15 protein-coding genes are annotated in these 19,999 nt (G+C 63.2%); 10 read left to right on the top strand and 5 right to left on the bottom strand.

Translation table 11 applies throughout. From position 1 onward, the window contains the following. Positions 1-72: 72 nt before the first annotated feature. The 5 genes from ACIQLI_RS00930 (at position 73) to ACIQLI_RS00910 (ending at position 6,614) form a co-directional block, all read left to right on the top strand. The gene (locus ACIQLI_RS00930; RefSeq protein WP_400384056.1) at positions 73-1,530 is read left to right on the top strand and encodes an MFS transporter; all 1,458 of its coding nucleotides are present in this window, start codon (positions 73-75) and stop codon (positions 1,528-1,530) included. A gap of 10 nt (positions 1,531-1,540) precedes the next feature. After that, entirely contained in the window at positions 1,541-2,422 is an 882-nt protein-coding gene (locus ACIQLI_RS00925) for an SMP-30/gluconolactonase/LRE family protein (protein ID WP_400384053.1), read from the top strand. Between the two features lie 97 nt (positions 2,423-2,519). Next, positions 2,520-2,753 (top strand): DUF6480 family protein, encoded by a 234-nt coding sequence (locus tag ACIQLI_RS00920; protein ID WP_214815640.1) that lies wholly within the window; start codon positions 2,520-2,522, stop codon positions 2,751-2,753. A gap of 61 nt (positions 2,754-2,814) precedes the next feature. Further along, a complete protein-coding gene (locus ACIQLI_RS00915; protein WP_400384050.1) occupies positions 2,815-3,735 on the top strand; it encodes an NADP-dependent oxidoreductase in 921 nt (306 codons plus the stop codon). 59 nt (positions 3,736-3,794) lie between these two features. After that, positions 3,795-6,614 carry an FAD-binding and (Fe-S)-binding domain-containing protein gene (locus ACIQLI_RS00910; RefSeq protein WP_400384047.1) on the top strand — a complete coding sequence of 940 codons (2,820 nt, stop codon included), beginning with the start codon at positions 3,795-3,797 and terminating at the stop codon, positions 6,612-6,614. A gap of 5 nt (positions 6,615-6,619) precedes the next feature. Here ACIQLI_RS00910 and ACIQLI_RS00905 read toward each other — a convergent pair whose 3' ends face one another. Continuing rightward, complete coding sequence (locus ACIQLI_RS00905) at positions 6,620-8,368, bottom strand: L-aspartate oxidase (protein WP_400384045.1); 1,749 nt, start codon at positions 8,366-8,368, stop codon at positions 6,620-6,622. Positions 8,369-8,439: 71 nt separating this feature from the next. On the opposite strand from ACIQLI_RS00905, the gene ACIQLI_RS00900 reads away from it, so the two are divergent. Then, entirely contained in the window at positions 8,440-9,381 is a 942-nt protein-coding gene (locus ACIQLI_RS00900; protein ID WP_400384042.1) for a LysR family transcriptional regulator, read from the top strand. 6 nt (positions 9,382-9,387) lie between these two features. Here the strand turns inward: ACIQLI_RS00900 and ACIQLI_RS00895 are convergent, their stop codons facing one another. The 3 genes from ACIQLI_RS00895 to ACIQLI_RS00885 form a co-directional block, all read right to left on the bottom strand. Continuing rightward, entirely contained in the window at positions 9,388-10,374 is a 987-nt protein-coding gene (locus tag ACIQLI_RS00895; RefSeq protein WP_400384039.1) for a malate dehydrogenase, read from the bottom strand. A gap of 141 nt (positions 10,375-10,515) precedes the next feature. Further along, the gene (locus ACIQLI_RS00890) at positions 10,516-11,883 is read right to left on the bottom strand and encodes an MFS transporter (protein WP_400384036.1); all 1,368 of its coding nucleotides are present in this window, start codon (positions 11,881-11,883) and stop codon (positions 10,516-10,518) included. Between the two features lie 241 nt (positions 11,884-12,124). Continuing rightward, positions 12,125-12,958, bottom strand: coding sequence for an alpha/beta fold hydrolase (locus ACIQLI_RS00885; RefSeq protein WP_400384033.1), 834 nt, complete (start codon positions 12,956-12,958; stop codon positions 12,125-12,127). Positions 12,959-13,054: 96 nt separating this feature from the next. Between ACIQLI_RS00885 and ACIQLI_RS00880 the strand changes: the two genes are divergently transcribed. From ACIQLI_RS00880 to ACIQLI_RS00870, 3 genes are all read left to right on the top strand, one after another. Further along, positions 13,055-13,633, top strand: a complete 579-nt coding sequence (locus ACIQLI_RS00880; protein WP_400384030.1) for a TetR/AcrR family transcriptional regulator — start codon at positions 13,055-13,057, stop codon at positions 13,631-13,633. A 418-nt stretch (positions 13,634-14,051) separates the two neighbouring features. Then, entirely contained in the window at positions 14,052-15,353 is a 1,302-nt protein-coding gene (locus tag ACIQLI_RS00875) for a cation:proton antiporter (RefSeq protein WP_400384027.1), read from the top strand. Between the two features lie 37 nt (positions 15,354-15,390). Continuing rightward, on the top strand, positions 15,391-16,533 hold the full coding sequence (locus ACIQLI_RS00870; protein ID WP_400384024.1) for an App1 family protein: 1,143 nt from the start codon (positions 15,391-15,393) through the stop codon (positions 16,531-16,533). Positions 16,534-16,536: 3 nt separating this feature from the next. Here ACIQLI_RS00870 and ACIQLI_RS00865 read toward each other — a convergent pair whose 3' ends face one another. After that, positions 16,537-18,258, bottom strand: a complete 1,722-nt coding sequence (locus tag ACIQLI_RS00865; RefSeq protein WP_400384021.1) for a PHP domain-containing protein — start codon at positions 18,256-18,258, stop codon at positions 16,537-16,539. Positions 18,259-18,478: 220 nt separating this feature from the next. Here ACIQLI_RS00865 and ACIQLI_RS00860 point away from each other — a divergent pair, with 220 nt between their 5' ends. Next, complete coding sequence (locus ACIQLI_RS00860; protein ID WP_400384018.1) at positions 18,479-19,984, top strand: CoA-acylating methylmalonate-semialdehyde dehydrogenase; 1,506 nt, start codon at positions 18,479-18,481, stop codon at positions 19,982-19,984. Positions 19,985-19,999: the final 15 nt, after the last annotated feature.

The following is a 19,999-nucleotide window of genomic DNA, read 5'->3' as shown; positions in this document are numbered from 1 at the left end:
GGGACTAATTCACCATCCCGCCGGGTTACGCCATGGGAGCGCAACTGGTAATGACGACGCGAAGGGGAGCACATGAGCACAGTGGCTGAAGAAGGAGTCGGGTTCCGGTCCCGGCGCGGACCCATTCTGATTGCACTGATGCTTGCCACGGGCCTGGTGGCGATCGATGCCACCATTGTTGCCACGGCGGTGCCATCGATCGTGGAGGACATCGGCGGTTTTGCCTCCTTCCCCTGGCTCTTCTCCGCTTACCTGTTGGCGCAGGCGGTCTCGGTGCCCGTCTATGCCAAGCTCTCGGACGTTGTGGGGCGTAAGCCGATGATCCTGGGCGGGATTGGCCTGTTCCTGCTGGGCTCGATCCTCTGCGGGCTGGCCTGGAGTATGCCGGCGCTCATCGCGTTCCGGGTACTGCAGGGCCTCGGGGCGGGGGCAGTCCAACCTGTGGCGATCACTATTGCCGGCGATATCTACACGCTGGCTGAGCGGGCCAAAGTGCAGGGTTATCTGGCGAGCGTGTGGGCGGTCTCTTCCGTGGTGGGACCAACGCTGGGAGGCATTTTCGCTTCCCTGGGAATCTGGCGCGGGATCTTCCTCATCAACATCCCGTTGTGCCTTCTGGCTGGTTGGATGCTCCTCCGGACCTTCCACGAGGAGGTGGAGCGAACCAAGCACCGCATCGACTATTTGGGAGCGGGGCTGCTGACGGTTTCGTTGAGCCTGCTCATTCTGGGGGCGCTTCAGGGTGGCCAAGCATGGGCTTGGGACTCCGCGATCAGCATCTCTGTTTTTGCCGGCGGGGCCTTGTTGTTCATCGCGTTTCTCTTGGTGGAAAGGAAGGCTGCAGAACCGGTCCTGCCACCGTGGGTTGTCTCCCGCAGGCTGCTGGCGACGACGGCGATGATCTCCTTCGGCGTTGGTGCCGTCATGCTGGGGCTTACTTCCTACGTCCCAACGTTCCTTGAAGGGTCCCTGAAAACCTCACCCCTTCTGGCCGGGCTGGCCTTGGCGGCCTTGACCATTGGCTGGCCCATCAGTGCCTCGCAAGCCGGCCGGCTGTATCTCCGCATCGGATTTCGGAACACAGGCATCATCGGCATCGTGATCACAGTCATCGGCGCGGCTGTCCTTGCCCTCACGGCCTCATCGCCCAGTGTCATCCTGGTGGCGGTGGCGTGCTTCATCGTTGGGCTCGGACTGGGGCTGGTGGCAACGCCGAGCCTCATTGCAGCGCAAACCAGCGTCGAATGGAACGAACGCGGTGTGGTCACCGGTACCAACCTCTTTGCCCGTTCCATTGGCAGTGCCATTGGCGTGGCCGTTTTCGGTGCCATTGCCAACGCCATCTATGCCAACGGCACCAGCGGTGGTCCCGATCCGCAAACCACCGTTTCGGCCTCCACTGCGGTGTTCGTGGCTGTGCTTGTCAGCGCAGTCCTTACTGTCGTGGCGGTGCTGGCAATGCCTGCTGAGGGGAAAGGCAGCACCACCGAACCGGCCGAGAAGCCCAGCCCGGAACCCGCGAACGATTAGTCTCAAAGACATGGACGAACTGATCACCGGCACCCTGGAAAAGTTGTTTGAAGGAACTGTGTGGGCGGAGGGTCCTCTCTGGATTCCGCAGTCGCAGTCCGTTCGTTGGAGCGACATTCCCAACAACAGGATCCTTGAGTTCTCGCCTGCCACCGGCGCGACGCGCGAGTACGCCGTCGGCGTCGAATACACCAACGGGCGGACGCTGGACCGTGACGGCAGCGTAGTGCAGTGCAGCCACGGCCGCAGGCGCATTGAGCGGGACCACGACGGCGTGGTGACGCCGATCGTTGAAGCGTTCGGTGAGCATCGGCTCAACTCGCCCAACGATGTTGTGGTGGCTGGGGACGGGACGGTCTGGTTTACCGACCCTCCCTATGGAATTCTTCCCGGGACGGTGGAAGGGCATGAAGGTGAGCAGGAGTACGGCGGTTGCTACGTCTTCCGCTTCGACCCGGCCACGGAAGAGCCGGCACCCGTGGTCACGGATCTGGTACACCCCAACGGGCTGGCGTTCTCCCCGGACGAGTCGCTCCTGTATGTAGCTGACACGGCGGGTCCGGCGTTGGGGGTGCCGTACCGGATTGTTGCCTACCCGGTTGACGGCGGTTCGTGCGGCATAGGCAGCACGTTCGTTGAGCTCGAAGACGATGCGGCCTCGGACGGCTTCCGCGTGGACATCGAGGGTCGCGTGTGGACGTCGGCGGGCTCGTCAGTACGCGTCTACGCTCCCAACGGTGCGCTGCTGGCCGCCGTCGAGGTCCCTGAAAAGGTCTCCAATCTCTGTTTCGGAGGGGTCGACGGTCAAGATCTTTACCTCACGGCCACAACGTCCTTGTACCGGCTCCGGACCTCGACCCGGGATGCGACGTGGGATCGTCCACAGAGCTAAGTACGCGTTGACGGCGATTAGTAAGGTTGCTGTAGGTCTGGGGAAGGCGATTCGTTACGCTGGGACTGAGCACCAGCACTGCGATCGAGGAGTGAATGTGTCCGGAAGCAACCCCGACCCGTATGAGGACAAGATCACCGGCCTGGAGCCGGGTGGGGGAGTGCCCCCTGGTGAGACACCTCCCGGCGAATCATCAACAGCCGGTCCCCAAGGCCACGATGAAGGGGGCCCCAGGAAAGGCACGCAGTTCCTGTGGCTGGCAGCCATCGGCGCCGGCGTACTGCTGACGCTGCTGTTTTTCATCGGCTACATCGTCGGCTTCTTCGACTAGGCGGCAGGCCGCCGTCGTGCCTCTTTGGAATACGCTGCACTAAACGGGAGTTGTCGCTCATATGAAGGCGATGACTTACAGCGAATACGGAAACCCCGACGTCCTTGAACTGACGGAGCGGCCAATGCCCAAAGTGGGGCCGGGCATGGTCCTGGTCAAAGTCAAGGCGTCCGCGGTCAACCCGGTGGACTGGAAAATCATGGCGGGCTACCTGGACTCGTTCATGGACCTCCAATTTCCGGCGATCCCCGGATGGGATGTTGCAGGCGTTGTGGAAGCAGTGGGTATTGATGCACCCCATTTCAAGCCCGGCGACGAAGTGATCTCCTATGGCCGCAAGGACTACGTCCACGGCGGCAGCTTTGCCGAGTACATTGCCCTGCCGGAGCGGTTGCTGGCCCGCAAGCCGGAGTCATTGGACTGGAACGAGTCAGCGGGGCTGCCCTTGGCTGGGCTCACGGCGTTCCAGGTCCTCAACCGCTTGGGCCTGCGGTCGAGAGAGACCGTGTTGGTCCACGGCGGCGCTGGCGGCGTGGGCTCGCTGGGTATCCAGATCGCCGTGGCGCGGGGCGCCAAGGTGATCGCTACGGCGTCGGAGAAGAACCATGACTTCCTGCGGTCCTTGGGGGCTGAGCCTGTTGCGTATGGTGAGGGCCTCGCTGACAGGGTGAAGGCCCTGCGTCCTGGGGGCGTGGATGTTGTGGCCGACTTCGTGGGTGGCAATCTTGAAGCAACGCTGGAGGTCCTGGCAGCGAACGGGCGGCATGCTTCCATCGCCGACAGCGAGGTGGAAGCCCATGGCGGCACCTGGATGTGGGTCAATCCCGTCGGTGCCGAACTGCAGCAGCTCTCCGAGATGGTGGACGAGCATAAGATCCGCGTGGAGGTGGCGCAGGCCCTTCCGCTGGCTGAGGCAGCCGATGCCTTCAGGCTGAACATGGAGGGACACACCCGCGGGAAGATTGTGGTCACCGTCGCGTAAGGAGGCTGAACTGCTGAGATAATGCAGTCCACCCCCGTACTGGATTGGACGGTCCTTCAGTGGTTTCTCTTGACGTGTCAGGCTTCCGTGCTGCGGTGCAGGATCCCGCCGCAGTAAGTACCCGGGCCATCGATCTCCACGCCAATGCCCATGACGCCTCGCATTTCCTGTTGATTCCGCAGGCCGTCATCACCGCGAAGACGGCCGCCGACGTCGGAGGTTTGCTGCGAGCCAGCGCAGCCCAGGGCGTGCCGCTGACTTTCCGTTCCGGCGGTACCAGCCTGAGCGGGCAGGCTGTCACCGACGGCGTGCTGGTGGATGTTCGCAGGAACTTCAGGGACATTGAAGTGCTCGACGACGGCGCCCGGGTCCGCGTCCAGCCCGGCGTCACCGTTAGGGCACTTAATGCGAGGCTGGCACGCTACGGCCGGAAGTTCGGGCCCGATCCGGCCAGCGAAGCGGCGTGCACCATTGGCGGCGTGGTGGCCAACAACTCCTCCGGCATGAACTGCGGCACCGTGGACAACACGTACCGCACCCTGGAGTCGCTGACCGTCGTGCTGCCGTCGGGGACGGTCATCGACACCGGGGCGCCCGATGCCGATCACAAGCTCCGCACCGTTGAGCCGCAGCTGTACCAGGGCCTGGTACAGCTGGCCGGGCGGGTCCGGAACAACCCGGACTCTGCCCGGAGGATCCGGCAGCAGTTTTCCATGAAGAACACCATGGGCTACGGGCTGAACTCCCTGCTGGACTTCCGGAACCCGGTAGAGATCATGGCGCACCTGATCATCGGCAGCGAGGGCACCCTGGGCTTCGTGGCTGAGGCGGTCTTCCGCACCATTCCGCGGCTCCAGCATGCTGCAACGGCTTTGCTGGTCTTCCCTGGCCTTGAGGCAGCAAACGCCGCGCTGCCCAGTCTGGTGGAAACGGGAGCCGCCACCATTGAACTCATGGACGCGTTGTCACTCAAGGTGGGCCAGACACTGAAGGGAACACCCGCCGTCGTCCATGACATAGCGGTCCGTGACCATGCCGCCCTCCTGGTGGAGTACTCAGCAGGCAGTGCCGGTCAGCTGGACGAGCTCCAGGCCCGCGGTTCGGGAATCCTGCAAGGCCTGGGCTTGTCAGCTCCGGCGCACTTCACCCCCGATGCCAGGGAACGGGGTCAGCTGTGGCAGCTGCGAAAGGGGCTCTATGCCTCTGTTGCCGGCGCGCGACCCCAAGGCACCACGGCTCTTTTGGAAGACATTGTGATGCCGGTGCCCGTGCTGGGCCGTACCTGCCGGGGCCTGATCGGGCTGTTTGAAAAGTATGGGTACAGCAACAGCGTGATCTTCGGCCATGCCAAGGACGGCAACGTCCACTTCATGCTGACCGACGGCTTTGCCTCGACGTCCGAACTGGACCGATACAGCGCCTTCACCGAGGACATGGTGGACCTGGTCCTTGCCGAAGGAGGATCGTTGAAGGCCGAACACGGCACGGGGCGGGTCATGGCCCCGTTCGTCCGCCGGCAATACGGCGACGAGCTCTATGACGTCATGCGTACCATCAAGCGGCTCTTCGACCCCGCGGGCATGCTGAACCCGGGGGTGGTGATGGATGAGGACCCCGTGGCACACCTCCGGCACATCAAAACAGCGCCGCCAGTAGCGGAGGAAGTGGACCGCTGCGTGTCCTGCGGATATTGCGAACCAGTGTGTCCCAGTAAGGACATCACCCTCACACCGCGCCAAAGGATCGTCACCCTGCGCGCCATCGAATCTGCGCGATTGGCCGGCGATATGGCTTTGGTGAAGGCGTTGGAGAGCGACTACGAGTACGAGTCGGTGGACACCTGCGCCGTGGACGGCATGTGCCAAACCGCCTGCCCGGTGGACATCAACACGGGATCGCTGGTCAAGCGACTCAGGAAGAACGACGCCGGCAAACTCGCCAATCGTGCGTGGAACGCCGCAGCCAAGGACTGGGAAGGTGTCACCCGCGGAGCGGCTCTTGCGCTGACTGTGGCTGACAAGCTTCCGGTGGCCCTCATCAAGCCACCCAATAAAGCAGCGCGTGCGGTTCTGGGGGAAGATACCGTACCTCTCTACTCCGCTGAGCTTCCGGGCGGAGGTTCAGCGCGGAAACGCCCTGCGCCTTCAGGGCACGTTGACGCTGTGTACTTCCCGGCCTGCGTCAACACCATGTTCGGGCCGGCAGGATTGGGGCGGGGTGTGCAGTACAGCTTCGAGCAGCTTTCCGCCAGGGCAGGCCTTACGCTCTTGGTGCCCCCAGGCATTGACGGCCTGTGCTGCGGAACGCCGTGGTCTTCCAAAGGGATGGTTGACGGCCAGGAAACCATGAAAGCGAAAACCGTGGAAGCACTCCGGGCGGCAACCCGTGACGGTGAGCTGCCCATCGTCTGCGACGCGTCGTCCTGCACCGAGGGCCTGCGCCAGGCGGTGGAATCGGATACTCCAGCGGAGGGCCAGCTTCCCTTGCGCATCGTGGACGCAGTGGACTTCGCCGCCGAACGGATCCTGCCCCGGCTGCCCGAGCACCAGAAGCTGCAATCCTTGGCGCTGCATCCCACCTGTTCGTCCACGAGGATGGGACTCAATGATGCGCTGGGCGTGGTTGCCGGTGCCGTGGCGGAGCGCGTGGACATTCCCGAAAACTGGGGTTGCTGTGCGTTTGCCGGTGACAGGGGCATGTTGCATCCGGAACTGACGGCGTCGGCAACAGCGCGCCAGGCCGCGGACGTAGCGGACCTGGACGCTGCTGCCCACGCATCCTGCAACAGAACCTGCGAACTCGGCATGACACGGGCCACGGGATCCCAGTACCGGCATGTACTGGAGTTGCTGGAAGAGGTCACCCGGGAGCGCTCCTGAGTGTTTTACTCGACCAGCTTGCCGGCCACCGAGTCGTCCGCGTTGGCCTCGGCAAGGGCCCGGAAGGATTCCGGAGCCGGGGGCAGACTTTCGAACCTGACGCCTTCGTCTGTTGACCAGACAAAGTTCCCCTGCAAGGCGGGATCCGCCTCCGGGAAGTCGGCACGGTTGTGGGCGCCGCGGGTTTCGCGGCGTTCAAGGGCGCACTCGAGCGTGGCTCGTGCTGCCAGGAGGGAGCCGAGAAGGTCGTAGGCGTGGGCCAGATCATCAAACCCTGCGATGTCCGGGTGGGCGGTAACAAGCTGGGCGCGCTCCTCCAAAGCCGTCAGCTTCTCGAGGCCTTGTTCCAGTCCCTGTTCAGTGCGGACCACCCCGGCGTGTTCGGTCATGAGGTTGCGTAGTTCACGCTGCAGCCGGCGTGCGGACTCTGTTCCGCGTTCACTGAGCAAAGACTGCATTTCCCCGCGGGCTATTCCCACGGCGGCGGGATCCCGGACAAAATGGGTGCGCGAATGGACGTAATCGGCCACATGCTCTCCGGTAATTCGTCCGTAGACCAGCAGCTCAATCAGTGAATTGCCGCCTAGCCGGTTGGCGCCGTGCAGCCCGGACGAAGCCTCGCCGATTGCGTAGAGGCCTTTCACTCCCGTTCCGTGGTCCTCTGGCGCAACCCAGACCCCACCCATCGAGTAGTGGGCGGTTGGCGCAATCTCGATCTTGGTGGTGGTGATGTCCAGCATCTGCAGGTCGATCAGGGTGCGGTAGACCCGGGGCAGCTTTTGCATGATGGTTTCCCGAGGCAGGTGGGACACGTCCAGGTAGACGCCGCCCTTCGCGGTCCCTCGACCTTCGGCAACCTCGGTATAAGCGGCCAGCGCAACCCGGTCCCGGGTGGAGAGTTCCATGCGCTCGGGGTCGTAGCGTCCCATGAAGCGCTCACCGAGGGCGTTGGTGAGGATGCCCCCTTCTCCGCGTGCCGCCTCGGAGACCAAGGTGCCGGCCGCGTCGTCGGGCTCCAACAGGCCGGAAGGGTGGAACTGGACCAACTCGGCATCGCGGATCCGGGCTCCGGCAAGGGCCGCCAGCCGGAAGGAGTCCCCGGTGTTTTCATCGCGCCGGGAAGAGGTGTGCCGCCAGATGCGGGTATGGCCGCCTGCGGCCAGGATGACCGCATCGGCGTGGATCTGCACGGGGGTGCCGTCCACGACGTCGAATCCATAGGCTCCGAAGATGGTGCCGTCGGCGACGAGCAACCGCGTGATGTAAACGGTGTCGATGATGGGCACGTTCAACTCTGCCGCCCGGCGCATCAGCGTGCGCTGGATCTCCAACCCGGTGTAGTCCCCGGCGTAGGCCGTGCGGCGATACGTGTGGGCGCCGAAGAAGCGCTGGGAGATTCGTCCATCGTCCTCGCGGGCGAAGGGCATGCCCCACTCTTCAAGATCCTCGATGCCGCGGGCAGCGTTACGGGCAACGGTCTCGACGATGGACGGGTCGGCCAGGAAGTAGGACTCCCGCAAGGTGTCGGCGGCGTGCTGCTGCCAGCTGTCCTCGGGATCCATCGTGCCCAAGGCGCCGTTGATGCCACCGGCGGCAAGGCTCGTGTGGGCGTCGTGCTTGCGACGCTTTCCCACCGCCAGCACCTGAACGCCCCGCTGGGCGAGTTCAATCGAGGCGCGCAGGCCGGCGCCGCCGGTGCCGATCACCAGCACCGAAGTGGACAGGAGTCGTTCTGGATTGGTGTTGAGGTTCATGATGTCAACGCTAGGAGGAGTGCCATCATGTCTCCAATGAATTATTCGAGTGGTGCTGATGCGTTTAGGCTATGACCATGAAGCTGGAGCAGTTACGCACCTTTGAGACGGTCGCCCGAGTGGGCCATTTCACACGCGCGGCCGAGCAACTTTATCTCGCGCAACCTTCTCTCAGCAGGCAGATCGCAGCACTGGAAACCGATCTTGGAGTGGCTCTTTTCCACCGCGGGCCGTCAGGGGCGACTCTCACGAATGCGGGGGAGCTCCTCCTGCCTATCGCCCGGCGCATGCTCGGCGACGCGCAGACCGCGCGTGAGCAAATGAACGAGCTCGCGGGGTTGCGCCGGGGCCGCATTCGCCTGGGCGCCCCACCTACCCTCTGCGTCTCATTGGTGGCCGATGTGCTGACCTCTTTCCGCAGCGCGCATCCCGGAATTGAATTGCACATCACCGAAGGCGGATCCCGTTTCCTGGTGGGTGCCCTCAATGAGAGCGCGCTGGACCTGGCTCTGGTGGTCACCCGTGGAACGGACCCCGCCGTGCAGGGCACAGAACTGATTCCGTTGTTGACCGAGGAGCTGGTGGTGGTTTCCGCCGCTGGATCGTCGTTGCCCGAAGAACTCACCTTGGAAGAGCTGGCCCGCATTCCTCAGGTCGCCTTCAACCGAAGCTACGATCTGCGGATGGCTACCGAGGCTGCCTTCTCCGCCAGGGGCTTGGAACCAGTGATCGCCGTTGAAGGGGCCGAGATGGATGCCGTGCTGCGGTTCGTGGAAAGGGGACTGGGCGTCGCGGTGGTGCCGGCAATGGTAGTCATCGGCCGGCCCGGCCTGCGCAGTGCCCGCCTGATCAAGCCAGCGCTGACAAGAACGGTCAATCTGGCCCGACGTAACGACATTGGCCCTTCAGCAGCCACAGCAGCAATGCAAGAGTTCATCTTCAGCACGGTTGACCGATTGGCGGCACCCGGCACCGACCTTGCACGATTGGTCACACCAACGGCACGTCGCTGATGGAGATCAGATCAAGCCGAGTTCAGCCACGGCAGCCCGCTCCTCCGAAAGCTCTGTGGCTGTGGCGTCCATCTTCCTGCGGCTGAAATCGTTCACTTCCAGTCCCTGAACGATTTCCCAGTTCCCGCCTGCGGTAGTCACCGGGTAGGAATAGATGAGACCTTCGGGCACCCCGTATGACCCGTCGGAGGCAACGGCCATGGAAACCCAGTCGCCCTCGGGGGTGCCGAGCAGCCAGTCGCGGGCTGCGTCGACGGTTGCCGACGCTGCCGATGCCGCGGAGGACGCACCCCGGGCATCGATGATAGCGGCACCTCGCGTGGCAACCGTGGGGATGAAGTCATTCTCGATCCAGTCCTGATCGTTGACCACCTCGGCCGCGTTCCGTCCGGCGACCTCAGCGTGAAAGATGTCCGGATACTGCGTCGCAGAATGATTGCCCCAGACAGTCATTTTGCGGATATCCCCCACCTTGACTTGGGTCTTTTTAGCGAGTTGTCCAAGAGCGCGGTTGTGATCAAGGCGGGTCAGGGCGCTGAACCGCTCGGCGGGGATGTCCGGGGCGTTGCTCATCGCAATCAAGGCGTTGGTGTTGGCCGGGTTGCCCGTCACGCCGATCCGGACATCGTTGGCCGCGACCCGGTTCAGCGCCTTGCCTTGTGCTGTGAAAATGGCGCCATTGGCACTGAGCAGGTCGCCGCGTTCCATGCCCTTGGTCCGCGGACGTGCGCCAACGAGCAACGCAAGGTTGACGCCGTCGAAAATGTGGTCGGCGTCGTCGCCGATTTCCACCGAGTCGAGTGCGGGAAACGCGCAGTCATCGAGCTCCATCACCACGCCCTCCAGTGCCTTCAATGCCGGCGTGATCTCGAGGAGCCGGAGTTGCACTGGCGTATCGGCACCGAAGAGGGCACCGCTGGCGATCCGGAAGAGGAGGCTGTAGCCGATCTGGCCGGCCGCGCCGGTCACGGCGATCTTGATGGGCGTGCTCATGTCACGTTCTCCTTGCTGATCAGGGCTGCGGTTCCAGTTCAGACTAGCTGCGGGATCGCCGGAAACGCGCGAAATCGCCGGAAAGATCCAGCGAACTGGAGCCTTTCCGGCGATCTCGGTGCACAGACGGCTCTCGGCGATCTAGCGGGTTTCGAGGTCCTCCAGCGACTTGCCCTTGGTGTCCGAGGACATGAGTGTTGCCACAGCGGACACAGCGCAGATGCCAAGCGTGGTCAGGCCGATGACCAGGGGAATGTTCGCCGATCCCGGGGGAGCGATCGCCGTGAACAGGCTGGGGAAGAAGGACGCGATCATGAGCCCGATGTTCTGGGAGACCGCGAAACCGGTGACCCGCATACGCATGGGGAACTGCTCCTGGAAGAACGTGGCGAACGTGGCATTCCACATCTGGAAGAGGATGCCCTGCACGATCACCACGCAGAGGAACACCAGGGGCAGGCTGCGCTGTTCGATGGCCCACAGGTAACCCACGGTCAGCAATCCGCCGGCAATGCCGCCGGCCACCATCAATGTCCGCCGGCCGATCTTGTCGGACAGGGCACCGAACAGGGGGATGGTCAGCACTGCGGCCACGTTGGCTGCCAGGGTTACCCAGAGGAACTCGCTGCTGGAGAAGCCGATGCCGTAGCCCTTTTGGGTAGCGAAGGAGACGCCGAAGATGAGGGTTGCCATGCCGATCACGTTGGTGAAGGTCATGATGATGCATCGGACCAGGACCCAGGGGTGGGTGCGCAGGAGGTCCACCAGCGGGAAGCGGCGCTTGGCGGCGGCGTCGTCGGACTGGGCCAGGTAGGCAGGAGGCTCTTCCACGCGGCGTCGGATGACGTACCCGGCCACGATCACCACGGCGCTGAGCAGGAACGGCAGGCGCCAGCCCCAGGAATGGAACTGCTCATCGGGGAGGAAGGCGGCGAGCGGAATCAGTACCGCGGTAGCCAGGATTGAACCCACCTGCGTGCCCTGCAGGCTGAAGCTCGCGAAGAATCCGCGCTTCGCATCAGGAGAGTGCTCCACAATCATCGCGCTGGCACCGCCGAGTTCACCTGCAACGGCGAATCCTTGAATCAGGCGGAGGATCACCAGGAGGACTGGTGCAAGGAGGCCAACTTGCCCGTATGTCGGCAGGAGCCCGACGGCAAAAGTTGCGAAGCCCATGAGCAGCATCGCGAAAACGAGCACTTTCTTGCGTCCGTGCCGGTCACCGTAGGCTCCCAGGATCACGGCACCGAGTGGGCGGGAAACATATCCCACCGCGTAGGTAGCCAACGAGGCGATGATGCCCACCGTGGGATTTTCGGTGGGGAAGAAGATGGTGGGAAACAGCAGCGTGGCCGCCAGTGAATACAGGGCGAAGTCGTAATACTCCAGCGCGCTTCCGATCCAACCGCTCATCGCGGCTTTCTTCGGATCCTTCTGGCCGGTGGTTGGTTCGGGGCCGGCGGTCTGCTCGGGGGAGGGGACGGAATCCCTCCGGTGCGTGACTGTCACGTCGCTGTACTCCTCTGGCGTCGTTGGCAAGGAACAAGAACTCTTCCCATCCAGGACTGAACAAAGTGGTTATTCAGCGTGAGGAAGGTTACATCTTGAATCGATTCATAAATCATAGGACGTGACGTGCGCTACGTCAACGCACGACGACGGCAGGCCGCCTTTGGTTCCAGTGGAACCAGGGCGACCTGCCGCCGTCGTGATGGTCTTTAGCTTGTGCGCGCTGAGGCGTGGGGCGTGGCTACTTCGCCAGGAAGCGCAGCAGGACCTCGTTGATTTCCGCACCGTGCGTCCAGAGCATGCCGTGCGGGGCGTCCTCGATCTCCACGTACTCGGCGGAGGGCAGGCGCTTGGTGAACTCGCGGCCGGTGGCATCGATGGGCAGGATGCGGTCATCGGTGCCGTGGACGATCAGGGACGGGACGGTGACCTTCTCGATGTCGGAGCGGAAGTCCGTGAGCCAGGAATCCACTACTGCGAAGGATGCGTACCAGGACGAGCCGGCTGCGACGTTCCAGGCATTCCGCAGGGCTTCTTCGCTGAGGCGGTTGCCCAGGAAGTTATCGGTGTTGAAGAAATCGTTGTAGAAGTTGGTGAACCAGGCGTAGCGGTCCTCGATCGCAGCGTTGCGGATGCCGTCGAACACCGAAGACGGGACACCGGTGGGGTTGTCGTCGGTTTGGAGGAGGAAGGGTTCGAGGGATGCCAGGAAGGCGGCCTTGGCAATGCGGGCTTCACCGTAGGTGCCGAGGTAGCGTCCAACTTCGCCGGTGCCCATCGAGAATCCGACCAGCACCACGTTCTGCAGGTCCAGGGTTTCCAGCACGGTGTTCAGGTCCGCTGCGAAGGTGTCGTAGTCGTAGCCGGTGGTCGGCTTGCTGGACTTGCCGAATCCGCGGCGATCGTAGGTGATGACCCGGTAGCCGGCGTTGAGGAGGGCTGCGGACTGCTTCTCCCAGGAGCCGCCATCCAGCGGGTAGCCGTGGATCAGGACTACGGGCTGGCCTGTTCCGTGGTCTTCGTAGTAGAGCTCGATGTCCGTGGTGTTCTCGGTGCCGACTTTGATGAAGCCCATGATCATGTCCCTTTTCTCGAAGTGGAGAACGGTCGTTCTCCCTCTGTGTTCTTCATAGTAGAGAACGTTCGTTCTCATTGCAAGTAGAATGGATGCATGAATATTTCCGAGGTCCGCGAACGCATCGTTGCCACTGCTGACGAGCTCTACAACGCCAAGGGAATCCAGGCTGTTGGGATGGACGAGTTGCGTTCCGCTGCCGGGGTTTCACTGAAGAAGCTCTATGGGGAATTCCCGTCAAAGAGCAGCATTGTCATGGCCGTGTTGGAGCACCGCCATCAGTCCTGGACCGAAGGGCTGGACGCTACTGTCCGACAATCCGGGACGCCGCGTGAGCGTCTCCTCGCTATCTTCGACTACCTCGCCGGCTGGTTCTGCCAGGACTCATTCCGCGGGTGCGGGTTCATCAACAGCTTCGCCGAACTGGGTGCCGTGAGCCCCGAGGTTGCCGAGTACGCGCGGAAGCACAAGGAGTCGTTCCAGGAATACGTCGCCCGCCTGGCAATGGAGGCTGGTGCCCCAGCCTATTTGGCGCCGCAACTGGCCATCCTCGCCGAGGGTGCCCAGACGACGGCGGCCATCGCAGGGACGTCCGATGCCGCCGGGCAGGCACGGCAAGCAGCCGAGGTTCTGATCGACGCAGCGCTGAGCACGATTTCCTCCCCGCAGGCCTAAGTGCCGCTTTCGCGCCCCCCGGGGGGCACGCCATTAGCGATGCCTTGAATCGACGCTGAAGTCCTGTACCAGAATGACGAGGAGTGGGATCAGGGCTGACCACATGGCGAAATGATCGCCAGGGCCACTCAGGCGTGGCATCACAATGGTTGACGCGACCAACGCAAAGACGCACGCAGCGACCAGCTCGCCCGTCCCAGTTTCAGGTACTTCCCCCGCAGTTCCTGGCGGCGTTTCCAGCATTTACGTACCCTAGCAGGGGGCAAAAATGGGCGCCGGGCCTGCCCTCCGGGTGTCTGTGTTGTCAGCCGGGTGGCCCTCGCCGTAGGGTGATAAGTAGTCTTAGCTTTCATCCTGTAACGTGCGGCGGACTAGCTACTACCACGCGCCGTTCGGCTCGTCAGGAAGAGGACTATACGTGTTTGAAGTCCCCAGCATCTTGTTCCTCTCGGCAGGCGTTGCGGTATTAGCCGCGGCGGTTCTGCCGAAATTGCTGCGCAATATGCCGCTTTCCATGCCCATGGTCTTTTTGGGCAGTGGAGTCCTGGCGTTCACCCTGCTTCCAGACCTGCCAAGCCCGGACCCCGTCCTGCACGCGGATTTTACGACGCACCTGACCGAAGTCTGCGTCATCATTTCCCTCATGGGCGCCGGACTGGCCCTGGATAGACCGTTCCGTTGGCGTGGATGGTCCACTACCTGGCGTCTGCTCGGAATCGTCATGCCATTGTGCATTCTGGTGATGACGCTGCTCGGGCTGTGGGTGTTGGGACTTGGCCTTGCCGCGGCCATCCTGGTGGCCGCGGCGATTGCCCCCACAGACCCAGTGCTTGCCTCCGAAGTCCAAGTGGGAAAACCTGCGGACGCTGAGGATGACCCGGACGAGGACGAGGTCCGCTTCGCCTTGACCTCGGAGGCGGGGTTGAATGATGGACTTGCCTTCCCGTTTGTGTACCTGGCCATCCTCATCAGCGTGGTAGGGGCATCACCGGAAGCCTGGCTGGGGGAGTGGGTTGGCCTGGACGTTCTGTGGCGAATAGCTGTGGGTCTTCTGCTCGGTTTCGGTACCGGCAAACTCCTCAGCCAGATCTTCTTCTCCGCCAAGGTCAAAAGCTTCCGGTTGTCGGATCACTCCGAGGGCTTCGTGGCGCTCGCTGCCACTTTCCTTGCGTATGGAGTGACTGAACTGGTGGAAGGCTATGGATTCATCGCTGTCTTCATCTGCGCTGTGACCATCCGCTCCTCTGAGCGCCACCACGCATATCACCAGGTGCTGCACAGCTACGTGGAGCAGCTGGAGCGGCTCATGACGGTGGTGATCCTGGTGCTCCTTGGCGGTGCCATAGCCCGCGGACTGTTGGAGGGGATCGGCTGGGCGGAGTTGTTGGTTGCGTTCGCGTTCCTCCTCCTGGTCCGCCCCTTGGCTGGATGGCTCGGGCTGATGCGTGGCAAGACCGGTCCGCGTGAAAGACTTGCCATTTCCTATTTCGGCATTCGCGGGATCGGTTCGCTCTATTACGTGGCATATGCCCTGACCCATGGAAACTTCGACGCCGAGGCACACGACTTGTGGGCCCTGATCGGCTTGGTGGTTGCCCTGTCCATCGTGGTGCACGGAGCTACTACGGCGCCATTGATGAACAGGCTGGATCGACTCCGGGCCGCTGAAGCCCGCAAGCAGCATGGCGACGAAGGCCGGGCGCCAACAACTGCCGTTTAGCAATGAAACACGTCCGCAGCCATGGAAGACTGGACGTATGTCTCCCCGTCCCATAAAACCGCGCCCCCTTTCCGACGACGTTGGCAATGACAGCCTCACACCGCTGGGCAAAGGTCGCCGTCACCTCGCCATGAGGCTCGACGACGCGTGGCTTGGTTTTCAGACGCGTCTGGCCATCCGGCGTGGCCGGGTTGAAACGGTCATTCCCTACACGGGGTACGGAAGTACATCCTGGGTAAGGGTCCTGGCACGTGTCGTCCGCAGTGACCCCAGGGACGCTGCTGGTCACGCCAAACCCCTGCAGGAAAGCATGCGTGGTTGGCGCAACTTCACCAGTGCGCCCGTGGCCCATGCCCGGGTGAACGTGACCATCGCGGGCACCGTCTTCGACGTAAGGGCTGACCGAGGGGGCGTCGTCGATGCTCGTATACCGGTAGCCCTGGACGCCGGTTGGCACACCATCACCCTGCAATCCGGTGAGTCCAGGGAAGTGGAGGCTCCCGTTGAGATCGTTGCGGACGACACCGAATTTGGTGTGGTGTCCGACATCGACGACACCGTGATGGTGACGGCATTGCCCCGGCCGTTCTTGGCTGCCTGGAACACCTTTGTCCTCAACGAGCACGCGAGGACGCCCACCCCGGGCATGGCTGTATTGTATGAGCGCATCGCCCGGACGGCCCCTTCAGCACCTGTTCTGTACCTGTCCACTGGAGCGTGGAATGTAGCCCCCACGCTGTCCAGGTTCCTGTCCCGCAACCTGTACCCGGCCGGTCCCAAGCTGCTGACTGACTGGGGCCCTACTCCTGACCGCTGGTTCCGCAGCGGCCAGGAGCACAAGAGGAATTCCCTGGAGCGACTCGCGGAAGAGTTCCCCCACATCAAGTGGTTGCTGGTGGGCGACGACGGACAACATGACGAAGCCATCTACTCGGAGTTCGCCCAACGGCATCCCGAGAACGTCAAGGCCATCGCCATCCGACAACTCTCCGCCGGTGAGGCGGTGCTCGCGGGTGGCCGTTCGAAGTCCGGTGGCCAGCCCACGCCCGGCGTGCCGTGGATTTATGCTCCCGATGGTGCAGGAATGTCGGCCCAGCTTGAGGAATTGGGCGTTATCCGGAGTGAGGTCCGTTCCGCCGATGATCCCGAGGAAGGCGAAGTGAGCACGGCATCGGAGTGATGACTAAGCCACGTCGATGAATACCGGGTTCGCGTAGAACCAGGTATCCGTCCAGGGATCGGCGTCGCCGAGGTTGTTTCCGTGGCGGATGGGCCCGGCGGGGTCCACGGATGCGCCGTAGTATCCAGCGCCGTGCCGGTTTCCATCACTGCCGCGAAGACGGAAGTAGCAGGACTTTTGGACGTCCTTGATGACATGCTTGATGGTGAACGTGCCCGTGCGGCCTGAGACGTCCAACTGCTTCCACACTGCGGTTCCCGGCGCCTTCAACGTGTCGCGATCCGCCGCAGCACCGGTCACAGCGCCGCCGATCACATCCACATGGGCGAGTTTCGGAAGAATCCCCGCAAAGTTGCGGTAGTCCGTCGTCGTAATGGTGATGGAAATTTCGACGTCGGCGCCTCGCCGAACCTGCAGCCGGGAACCGAGCGTGACGCCGTTGCGTCCGTTGCTGTTACCTGCGCTGTTGCCCCGGACTTCGCGGACGCGGACATCCAGTCCTTGCAGCAGGTGTCCGTGGTCCACCCACATCCGGCCCCTGCGCATGGCGTCCAAAACGCCGGTGTAGGAGCGCTCGGTGACGCCCGTGTGCAGACGGCTGAACTGTCCGGGCCAGTAGTCGCTGCCGCCCTGCTTTTCGCCTGAATCGAAGGGGTCCGGCCGTTTGCCGGTGACGGCCCACCGGTCGAACTCGTTGGACAGGCTGAGATAGGGCTCCTCTGCCGGGTAGGGGCCGGTCTTCCACGTGTCCTTCACGGTGAGGTGGTTGTCTGAGTTGGACGTGATCCAGAACGGCAGGCCCTCGGCGAGCATGGAATCCCACATGCCGCCCACGGTTGCCGTGGCCCAGTCGAAGCCGCCGTAGGGACGGAAGGCGTCCGCCGGGTAGCCGGGGAAGCTGAACTGGGTGGGGTTGTTGGTGTACTCGCCGCGCTGGTCTCCGGCCCTGGAGAACTGACTGACTCCCGAGCCTTGGGCCCCGGGTGCACCTTCCATGCCGATCATGACGTCGCGGGCAGCGTCGCGCCAGGCGCGGAGCTCGTGCGGGGAATCGATGCCCAGGCGCATGGGGTGGTTGGCCAAAGCCACCACGTCCTCGATGTAGCCGGAACGCTTCTGGTTGGCCAGCCACGCGATGGCCTCAACAGCCTTCCGCTCGAAGGTTTCCACTTGGGCAGTCCCGGGAATCGGCTTCTCCCACTGGTTCAGCTTTCCGTCCCACACCAACTCGAAGGTGCGCAGGAGGTTCACCTCGTTGGGTCCGGGGGCCACCAGTACGGATGCGTGTTCCGCGCCGGGGATGTACCACTCGAGCCCTTGGAAGATCAGCAGCTCCGGGCGGGCAGCACGCTGCGCCTGGATTTCCTTGTTGGTGTTCACCGCGCCGCCGTTGTTGGCATGGCCAAAGTTGCTGTGTTCCGTCAATGCCACCCAGTCCACGCCATAGGACTGGGCGGTGTCGAGTTGCTGCTTGACCATGTACTTGGCGTCGTGACTGTACTGGGTGTGGACGTGGTGGTCGCCCACCAGCCACGTCAGTTGGGGATCGTTCCCGCCCGGGTTCGCCATCGCCGGCCGGGCCATGGCAACTGTGGCGGCGGTGCTGGCGGCCATGATGCCGGCCGACTGCAGGATGCGCCGGCGGCTCAATCCCATGGTTTTCAGCTCAGCGTCGGCGAGCTCCATGCTTCGGCTGTGGGTGGTCTGATCATCTGCGGTGCACATTGCATTTCCCTCTGTTGATTCCGATCCCCCAAGCGGGATCACAGTAGGGAAGCGGGATGGCGTCGAGGTTAACCGTGAAAGAACTCAAGGGTGCGTCATAGACATATGTCCAACAGGACTTGGCTCTTTGGCTTAATGGAGTGAGCAGGAAGAGCGGTGGCGAACCTACGGTGGATCCAGATGCTTCGCACATCGATCCGCCGTCAGAAAAGAGAGTGCAGTGACTGAAATCAACCAGCTCCCCGTGGTTCCGCACTGGATCGGAGGCGCCGCGGCGCCGTCGGCCGGCGACCGCACGGCCCCCGTCTTCGATCCTGCCTTGGGCAGGGAAACCAAGATGGTCAACCTTGGCAACGCCGAGGACATCGAATCGGCCATCGCCTCAGCCCACAAGGCTTTCCCCGCCTGGCGCGACATGTCCATCACCAAGCGTCAGCAGATCATCTTCCGCTTCCGGGAACTGCTGAATGAACGCAAGGGCGAACTCGCGGAGATCATTACCTCCGAGCACGGCAAGGTAGTTTCCGACGCCCTCGGGGAAATCACCCGCGGCCAGGAAGTCGTGGAACTGGCCACCGGCTTCCCGCACCTCATCAAGGGCGAGCATTCAGAGAATGTCTCCACCGGCGTCGACGTCTACTCCACCAAAGCGCCGCTGGGCGTCGTTGGCATCATCAGCCCGTTCAACTTCCCGGCCATGGTGCCGCTGTGGTTCCTCCCGATCGCCATCGCGGCCGGCAACACTGTGGTGCTGAAGCCGAGCGAGAAGGACCCGACGGCGGCCAACTGGCTCGCTGCCCTCTTCACCGAGGCGGGCCTTCCGGATGGTGTCTTCAACGTCCTGCACGGCGACAAGGAGGCCGTGGACGGGCTCCTGGAGCACCCGGATGTGAAGGCGATTTCCTTTGTCGGTTCCACCCCGATCGCCCAGTACATCTACGAGACCGCGGCCCGCAAAGGCAAGCGCGTCCAGGCTCTCGGCGGCGCGAAGAACCACATGCTGGTCCTGCCCGACGCTGACCTCGACCTGACTGCCGACGCTGCCATCAACGCCGGCTTCGGTTCCGCGGGGGAGCGGTGCATGGCCATCAGCGTGGTGGTGGCGGTCGAGCCCGTTGCCGACGCGTTGATCGAGAAAATCACCGCCCGGATGTCAACCCTGAAGATCGGTGACGGCCGCCGCAACTGCGACATGGGCCCGTTGGTTACCCGCCAGCACCGGGACAAAGTGGCCGCCTACATCGACGTCGCCCTCGAAGATGGCGCCAAGGTTGTAGTGGATGGCCGTGGCATCGAGGTGGACGGCGACCAGAACGGCTTCTGGCTCGGCCCGACGCTGATCGACGACGTTCCCGTCACCTCCCGCGTGTACACCGAGGAAATCTTCGGCCCTGTCCTGGCCGTGGTCCGCGTGAACAGCTACGAAGAGGGCCTGCACCTGATCAACTCCGGCGCCTTCGGCAACGGGACGGCGATTTTCACGAACGACGGCGGAGCGGCCCGCCGCTTCCAGACCGAAGTTGAAGTCGGCATGGTCGGGATCAACGTGCCGATTCCCGTGCCCGTGGCCTACTACTCCTTCGGCGGTTTCAAGGACTCCATCTTCGGCAGCTCCAAGGCTTACGGCTTGCAGGGATTCCAGTTCTTCACCCGCGAAAAGGCCATCACCTCACGCTGGCTCGACCCCAGCCATGGCGGCATCAACCTCGGTTTCCCCCAGAACTAGGGGGAAACGGGAGAG

This window comes from Paenarthrobacter sp. NPDC091669 (genome assembly GCF_044756725.1).
GTDB classification, from domain to species: Bacteria; Actinomycetota; Actinomycetes; order Actinomycetales; family Micrococcaceae; genus Arthrobacter; species Arthrobacter bambusae_C.
This window is presented reverse-complemented; position numbering and strand designations above follow the sequence as displayed.